Genomic DNA, 8,401 nt, shown 5'->3' on the forward strand with positions numbered 1-8,401 from the left:
ATGCCCGGATCATGCTTTCCCTGAGAGTTGATCGTGCAGACGGATACTGGGACAGGTATTGGGACAGTATCTGCAAGGCTGCATAAACAACTGCGGAAAGGTGAAAACCGCACTTTTAATCGCACCCACTTGATAAAGGAAGATTGCTTAGAGCAGATATTGCGCTGTCTGACAGTAAAAACACAGAAAGGTATGTATATAGTTATATTAGAGAGTCTGGAGATTTTCCTGATTTGGAAGAAGATATGAATTCGCAGTGCGATGCTGCCGCAGAAATAAAAGATGTATTTGAAGTGATAAGAAATTATCAAATACCTATTGTAGAGTTAGAATCTGATGCTGGACTAAAATCCATCTGTCGAATTTTCGAGACTATCAACTCAACCGGGACCAGATTGACTACTTTTGATTTAGCTGTTGCCAGATTTTTTCCTAAGCCAGATCTTAAATCAAAATGGGAAGAAGCAAAAAAATCTTATTCAGTCTTGTCTGAATTTAATGTAGATGGCGAGAGAGTTTTACAGGTTATAGTCCTTAGAAATGCTGAAGAAAACAACAGTGCATTGGAAGTAAACCGAGGTACACAATTGCAGCTTTCTCCAGATTATATAGAGAAAAATTGGGATGAAGCGGTAACATCACTTGTTCGTGCCTTTGATTGGGTAAAAAAAATGGGTGCCCGCCCAAAAACACTGACCAATCATGCTCTATTAGTCGCTATAGCTGCTCACTGGTGTGCCCGTCCAATGTTGCCGCCAGACCATCTTTTGCTGAAACGATGGTTTTTCAGCAATCTGCTTCAGTCAGGAGCCACTCAAGCATCTAATTATAGAATCAGTCGTTACTTTAAACTGCTTCGCGACCTCGCAGCGGGAAATACTGATAGAGAAATTATTCCTACTGTATATCTAACAACAGATATTATAGTTGGATTAAACCGAGGATCTGACAGTCGTTTTAAAGCATTACAGTGCATACTTTTCGCTGCGGTCAGCGAGGACTTATATAATGGAGAGTCTTTAGCTGATGAAGATCTTGAGGAACATCATATTTTCCCGAAAGCATATTGTAATAGAGAAGGGTTGAACATAAAATTGTGCGAATCAATCGTAAACAGAATTGTGATTTCAAAAAAGAGTAATCGTAAACTTCTTGATACTTCTCCCAGAGAATATTTTAAAGATATTATCAACCAAGCAAAAGATAGTGGAACTATTGTTGGAGCTGCTGCTCGTCTTCAGGCATGTTTTATTCCACACAGTAATTCGAAGAATTTAGATGATGAAAACAAAGAACACTTTATAGAACAATTCGCTCCGGCACAATTTGAATCATTCATGAAAAGCAGAGCTAATCTTTTTCTGGAGGAGATTCAAAAAGTTATCGGAGATTCCTTGGAGACTCAACAGAAACCAGAAAATGAGGATGAATAGGGTGCATATTCTTCTTGTTTGAAGAGAAGAAGCCCTAAAGATAGAACGAAATGATCATCCTCTACGTTGTTTTAAACCTTTCCGCATAAAAAGAGAAACACATGGAATCAATGGGAGCGCTGCGGCGCACACATGACTGTAATACCCTCGGCCTGGACAACCTGAATCAGGAAGTCGTCCTTATGGGCTGGGTTCTTCGTCGCCGTGACCACGGCGGGGTTATTTTTATCGACCTGCGCGACCGCTACGGCATCACCCAGGTTGTTTTTAATCCTGAGATCAATCCTGATGTCCATGCCAAGGCGCACCAGCTACGCTCTGAGTGGGTGTTGGCGATCAAAGGGAAGGTGGAACAGCGGCCCGGCGACATGGCCAATCCCAAGCTGCAAACCGGCGAGATCGAGGTGCTGGTCAGCGAGCTGCGCATCCTCAACACCAGCAGGACTCCGCCCTTCCCGCTGGACGAGGACAGCGAGGTCTCGGACAATATCCGCCTCCAGTACCGCTACATGGATCTCCGTCGTCCAGAGATTGCGAACAATCTGATTATGCGTCATAAGGCGGCCCAGGCTGTGCGGAATTATCTCACAGACAATGACTTTCTGGAAGTGGAAACCCCTATGCTCACTCGGTCCACTCCGGAAGGGGCACGGGATTATCTGGTGCCCAGCCGGGTGAATGCGGGTAAATTTTATGCCCTGCCTCAGTCACCCCAGCTCTTTAAGCAGATGCTGATGATCGCTGGTATGGAGCGTTATTTCCAGATCGTCAAATGCTTCCGCGATGAAGACCTGCGCGCCGACCGTCAGCCCGAATTCACTCAGATCGATATGGAGCTCAGTTTTGTCGGTGAAGATGATATCATTGCAATCAGCGAGGGTATGGTCAAGGCCGTGTTTAAGGAGGCTCGCGGCATTGATCTGGAACCACCTTTTCGTCGAATGAAATACGACGAAGCTGTGGCCCGCTTTGGAACAGATCGACCGGATACCCGTTTTGGCCTGGAGCTGACCGATTTGACTGAGACCCTGCGTGGTTGTGGTTTTAAAGTCTTTAACTCCATTATTGACAAGGGTGGAGCGGTCAAGGCGATCAATGCCAAGGGCTGTGCTACCTTCTCTCGCAAGGATCTGGATGACCTGACCGATTTTGCCGGTACCTTTGGAGCCAAGGGCATGGCCTGGATCAAGATCAAAGAAGACGAGTGGCAGTCGCCTATTACCAAATTTTTTAACAAGGACGAGCTGGCCGCCATGGGCAAGGACCTGGAGGCAGAGCCAGGCGATCTGATCCTCTTTGGTGCCGATGATACGACCACGGTGAATCAGGTATTATCGGAACTGCGCCTGGAGCTGGCCCGTCGCCTTAATCTCCTGGACGAGAACACCTTTGATTTTCTCTGGATCACCGACTTTCCTCTGGTGGAATACGATACGGAGCGGAAACGCCATACTGCTGTCCATCATCCGTTTACTGCGCCTTTTGAAGAGCATCTTGATATGCTGGAAAGTGAGCCAGTCAAGGTCAAGAGTCGGGCCTACGATCTGGTTCTGAACGGTAATGAAATCGGCGGTGGTTCTATCCGTATCCATCAGCCGGATGTCCAGGCAAGAGTGCTCAAGGTGCTGGGTATTGATAAGGAAGAGGCTGAGGATAAATTCGGCTTCCTGCTCAACGCTCTGGAGTTCGGGGCACCGCCCCACGGCGGTATTGCCTTTGGCGTGGATCGCCTGTTGATGATCCTGACCGGTTCTGATTCTATTCGGGACGTGATTGCCTTTCCTAAAACCCAGAAGGCTACCTGTCCGCTTACCGAGGCCCCGGCTTCGGTTGCCAGGAAGCAACTCACAGAGCTGCATCTTCGACCGGATTGGAAAGAAGATTAAGCTGCACAACCTGTCTTTGTGCCTCCCGATTCCGGTGTCCTTGCCGGGGTCGGGAGAGATTACTTGTTGAATTCCGTAGTGGTAAATATTCAACCATTTTTTGCTGGGTTACGCAAGTTGTTGATTTACCTGCTCGTAATTTGTATTATTGCTTGACAACTACAGGAGAAGATAATGAAGATTTTTTGGATGGTAACCTTTACCTGTTTTCTATTTGTTACCTCTTTAACCACAAAAGGATATGCTCAGGATACAGATAAATCGTTATGGAAAGCTCAAGTTAAACAATTTATAGAAGACAGGACGGATATTGCAAACAAACTTGAATCATGTGAAGTTTACGACAAGAAAATTAGAGACCCTTTTATTAATATTTTTATTGATAGAGACGCTGTTATTAATAGTTTTATTTACATACGTATAAAAGGTATTATTGACGACAGATGTGTGTATGCTGAAGAATTTATAGGTAATATGCAATTTGAGTGTAAATATTCTGAGGAACAACGAAAAGCAGTAGCTTCTTATTATAGAAAGTTGATGAAACAATATTCAAAACAGCTTGCGAAAGATGGCTCTGTGACTTTAGAGTACGATGCTAATAATCCGATGAATATTTATATGAATGATGGAACTTGTTCAATTTCGCTCGTTAACAAATAAGCACTTGTTTACAGGTGGTATTGAATAGATAAGATTATTTTCCGTAACTTCTCAATAAGTGGTGGTAATAAATAAAATCAGGATGTTATAGTAACCAGAAAGATGCATAAGCATAATTCGTGCCGAAACAATAATATCTTTATTATCAATAGTTTAGCGATTCAAGCCTAACGGCACTGTATAAAATCTCCTGAAAAATATGACATGTAACCTATTGAAATTATAGAACACCACCAGTTATTGAGAAGTTACTATTTTCCTGATATTGCTTGTTGTGATACTGTGATCCATCCAGGGCGTGATTGCCTTTCCTAAGACCCAGAAGGCCACCTGTCCGCTTACCGAGGCTCCGGCTTCTGTTGCCAGGAAGCAGCTTACTGAGTTGCATTTGCGTCCTGATTGGAAAGAGGAGAAGAAAGAGTAGGGTGATTCTAGCTCTTTTGCTTGATGATCCCGGTTTCCAGCATTGTTTGGACCGGGATTTTTTTTGCCTTTTTATTGTGCTGTCCATAAAGTATGTGCTAGTATCTGATAATATGGGAACAATTCAATACTGTTATGTTTCAGGAGAAAGCCTTGAGTAATTATTCAACGATACATGAACATTTAATCAAGTTGGGAGTTAAGCCACAATTAGCCAAAAAAGTATCAAAAGAACTGATAGATAAATCAAAAATAAATCCTGTTTTATCTGAGGCTGACTTGCAGAAAGAAATAGATAGACTTGCTAGGTCGATCAGTGAGCTAGGGAACCCGAATGAAAAACAAGTTATCAATTATTTTCATGCAATTCTACAAGGTTTGATTGGAGCTGGCCTGATTGAATTACTCGTTTTATCAAAATCATGGTTAAGTTCTATTTTTATGTCATCGCCCTCAGAAGAGACGGAGAAATTAATGGAAGCCCAAACATTAATTCGCCAGGATATTGTAAATCAATTTTCGGTAGAAACCTCTGATGTTGTTTCACAACACCTCCTGAACTTTGATAGGGACCAGAGAGATTTGATCGAAACTTCCTTGATTGAATTAGGCTTTGAATTGGATGAGAACCTAATAGAAATTATTAGTGAGGCAGTGGATAATTTGTATGAGGTTATCGAATATCAAAAAGCAAAAGAGCTAGGCATAATACCAGAAACATCACAATAGCCAAAAGTAACGCAAAGAAAAAATTTGGGGAAAATTGTAATATTGGGCGTCATCACAGTAATCATAGACCGTAATGAGGAGAATATGAACGCGATCACACGATCACCAATGCTGTTAACTCTGTTTTTCTTGGTGAGCAGTTGTGGCGGAAACATGCCGGATAATCTGGGCGTCACAGGCAATCGATTGACTCCCTGCCCAACATCGCCGAACTGCGTATCATCACTGACCGGGGAAGATAAAGACCATGCCATTGCGCCACTGACGTACTCCGAACCATTCGCCGAGGCACGACAACGTCTCCTCGATACCATCCAATCCATGAAACGCACAAAAATTATTACGGCAGATGAACGCTATATTCATGCCGAATTTCGCTCCGGGCTGTTTCGCTTTGTGGATGATGTGGAGTTCTATTTTGATGATCAGGCAAGCATTATTCATGTACGCTCCGCTTCACGGGTCGGGTATTCTGACCTCGGCGTCAACCGCAAACGCGTCGAGGATATCCGCAACAGATACACGCCAAAGGCTGTTCCTGTGAGTGAGTCACGGAAGTCTTTTTCGTGGCGAATATCGTGTCTAACCTGCTAAGTCGGTGCGATAAGATCATGCAAAAGCTACCCATAGGTATTCAAACCTTCACCAAAATCCGTGAAGAAGAATACCACTACGTCGATAAAACAAAAATTGCCTTTGAGCTGATCAACAACGGTAACTACTATTTTCTCTCCAGACCACGCCGCTTCGGCAAGAGCCTTTTTCTCTCCACCTTACAGGCTGTGTTCGAGGGCCGGAAAGAGCTGTTTCACGGCCTGTATATCTATGACATCTGGGATTGGCAGATAACCTATCCGGTCGTCAAAATCAGTTTTGCCGGAGTGGCCCGCAATGTTGCTGCCATGCAGCAGGATATCAGGAATATCCTCAAGGATAACCAAGAGCGGCTGAACATTGACTGCCTGCACGAAGAAGATACAGGCGGGTGCTTACGGGAGTTGATCAGGAAGTCATTTGAGAAATATCAGCAAAAAGTCGTTATCCTGGTGGATGAGTACGACAAGCTGATACTTGATAATTTGGATCAGCTGGAGGTCGCTCAAGAGGCAAGGGAAATACTCAAAGACCTGTACGCAACCATTAAGGACTGCGACGAGTATATCAAGTTCGCCTTTTTTACCGGCGTCAGTAAATTTGCCAAGGTTTCTGTGTTCAGCGGCCTGAACAACCTTTCGGATATCTCCCTTGACAGCCGTTACGCCACTATCTGCGGCTATACCCAGGATGATCTGGTAACCGTTTTCACCGACCTCCTGCGAGACGCTGATATGGGACGGGTGCGGGACTGGTACAACGGCTATAATTTTCTCGGAGAAAAAGTCTATAATCCCTTTGATATCCTGCTCTTCATCGACAAGGGCCTTGTCTTTAATAATTATTGGTTCGAGACCGGCACACCGACCTTTTTACTGAAGCTTATCCGGCAGAACAATTATTTCCTCCCCCGTCTTTCCGACCTGCGGGTTGACAGCTCTCTGCTCGACGGTTTTGATATCGACCATATCAGGCTGGAACCTGTCCTGTTTCAGGCCGGTTACCTGACGATCAAAGAGGTTCATGAATTGGAGTTCGGAGGGTTTGAATATACCCTGCACTACCCGAACAGAGAGGTCGCTCTTTCCTTTAATGACGCGCTTATCCGCTTTCTGACGGATGCGACAACATACACGCCCACCAAGACCGGCCTGTTTTCCGCTTTAAAATCCGGGGATGTCGAAGCATTGAAAGATGTGCTTGTTTCCCTGTTCGCCTCGATTCCCTATAATAATTATGTCAAAAACACCCTTGCCGAGTATGAGGGCTACTATGCCAGTGTGATTTATGCCTATCTCGCAAGCTTGGGTATCCGCATCATTGCAGAAGATGTGACCAATATCGGGCGTATTGACTTAACGCTTTTTCTGGGTGATAACATCTATCTTGTCGAGTTTAAAGTTGACGGCAATGCTGATCCGCTTGAGCAGATTAAAGAACGAAAGTATGCGCAGAAGTATGCGGGCCAGGGGACAGTATATTTGGTTGGTATTCTCTTCAGTAGTACAAAGAAGAATATTGCGTCGTTTTCCTGGGAAAGGGTATGATGGGCAGTTTTTGTCAAGTCATATAACCGATACAATATCAAACTTTTGAGGTGCCTTATTGAGTGTGAATAATCAAGTAGCGAGCTGCCAAATACTTTATGAGAATCAGTATAGTAAAATGGTGCAAAATGGCAGTTCTGAAGCCGCAGCAGCTAAGGAATGCGCTCATCAATATCTGGATGGAAAGCCATTTATCAAAGGGTTAACGTCTCTCGACCGTTCTACAGCACTATGGAGTTGTAATTTTTGGCTGACCGTCCCGAAAAAATGCTTTGGGTCAAATACGGTAGCACTATCACTTGGTCGCGCAATTCATTTTGGTTTGTCGGATATTCCTTCCCTGAATCGAATAATTCGATTGTCTCCAGAACTACTTAAACGTGCTGTACGTTACTCTCAGGTGTTTCTTAAAGAAGAATCACCGCAATGGCTTGAAATTTTTAAATTATCTGCAAATTCATCAGATGATGTCAAAACTTTTTTGAAAGTTTGCGATACTCTTTGTGGGAAGCTTATTCAGCACGATGAGATTATTAAAGAGCTAAAAGCGCAACTTGCTGATTTGACGATTTTTGAATTTCTTTTGTATGGTAGCCTTGTTACCTTTCAAACTTTTGCTTCAGGAAATTACAAAAAAGACTATCCTGACAAGGAAAGGAATGAGAAATTCCAGAATATTTCTGATATCTTGAATCATCTTCTTCAGTGGAAATTGACAACACGACCTGAAAGTGATTTCCGATTGAATGAGCGTTTTTTATCTAAGTCTTTGAAGAAACATCTCATTCCTCTTGTTCTTCCAACAGGCAGTCCGCCATCGTTTTGCCTACGTAATCTTAATAAATTCAATTCATTGATAAAGGCAGTGGCCAGCCGCAACAATTATCTGAATCAGACAATCATGCAATTTTGTTTTGATGACGACTGTCATTATAAATTGGATGGTGATCAGTTAACCCTTTATCAGCAATTCAGCTCGTAAAAAAACACCTAAACATTCAAGCGGGATAACTTAATTACCGAAATTTTTTTTCCAGCTATTTTCGACTTGACGATTGTCTATTTGTTTGGTGAGATGAAAAAATCAAACTTTATATCAATATTAGACAAGTAGGGTGAACGAGTT

Annotated in this window: 7 protein-coding genes and 1 pseudogene; all 8 read left to right on the forward strand. The window is 43.4% G+C overall.

Annotated features, from left to right (window positions below):
* Positions 1–143: 143 nt before the first annotated feature.
* The 8 genes and pseudogenes from L2082_RS17120 (at position 144) to L2082_RS17155 (ending at position 8,257) form a co-directional block, all read left to right on the forward strand.
* A complete protein-coding gene (locus L2082_RS17120; RefSeq protein WP_446010996.1) occupies positions 144–1,433 on the forward strand; it encodes a GmrSD restriction endonuclease domain-containing protein in 1,290 nt (429 codons plus the stop codon).
* Between the two features lie 101 nt (positions 1,434–1,534).
* Positions 1,535–3,319: an aspartate--tRNA ligase gene (gene aspS / locus L2082_RS17125; protein WP_446010997.1), complete on the forward strand. Its 1,785-nt coding sequence runs from the start codon at positions 1,535–1,537 to the stop codon at positions 3,317–3,319.
* A 174-nt stretch (positions 3,320–3,493) separates the two neighbouring features.
* Positions 3,494–3,982, forward strand: a complete 489-nt coding sequence (locus tag L2082_RS17130) for a hypothetical protein (protein ID WP_446012027.1) — start codon at positions 3,494–3,496, stop codon at positions 3,980–3,982.
* A 286-nt stretch (positions 3,983–4,268) separates the two neighbouring features.
* Positions 4,269–4,406 (forward strand): annotated as a pseudogene (locus L2082_RS17135) (amino acid--tRNA ligase-related protein); the annotation flags it as partial.
* A gap of 152 nt (positions 4,407–4,558) precedes the next feature.
* Entirely contained in the window at positions 4,559–5,134 is a 576-nt protein-coding gene (locus tag L2082_RS17140) for a hypothetical protein (RefSeq protein WP_446010784.1), read from the forward strand.
* 108 nt (positions 5,135–5,242) lie between these two features.
* Positions 5,243–5,728, forward strand: a complete 486-nt coding sequence (locus L2082_RS17145) for a DUF1499 domain-containing protein (protein ID WP_446012028.1) — start codon at positions 5,243–5,245, stop codon at positions 5,726–5,728.
* Between the two features lie 17 nt (positions 5,729–5,745).
* Positions 5,746–7,275 (forward strand): AAA family ATPase, encoded by a 1,530-nt coding sequence (locus L2082_RS17150; protein ID WP_446010782.1) that lies wholly within the window; start codon positions 5,746–5,748, stop codon positions 7,273–7,275.
* Between the two features lie 64 nt (positions 7,276–7,339).
* On the forward strand, positions 7,340–8,257 hold the full coding sequence (locus tag L2082_RS17155) for a hypothetical protein (protein WP_446010781.1): 918 nt from the start codon (positions 7,340–7,342) through the stop codon (positions 8,255–8,257).
* Positions 8,258–8,401: the final 144 nt, after the last annotated feature.

The sequence above is a fragment of the Candidatus Electrothrix sp. genome (genome assembly GCF_052785085.1).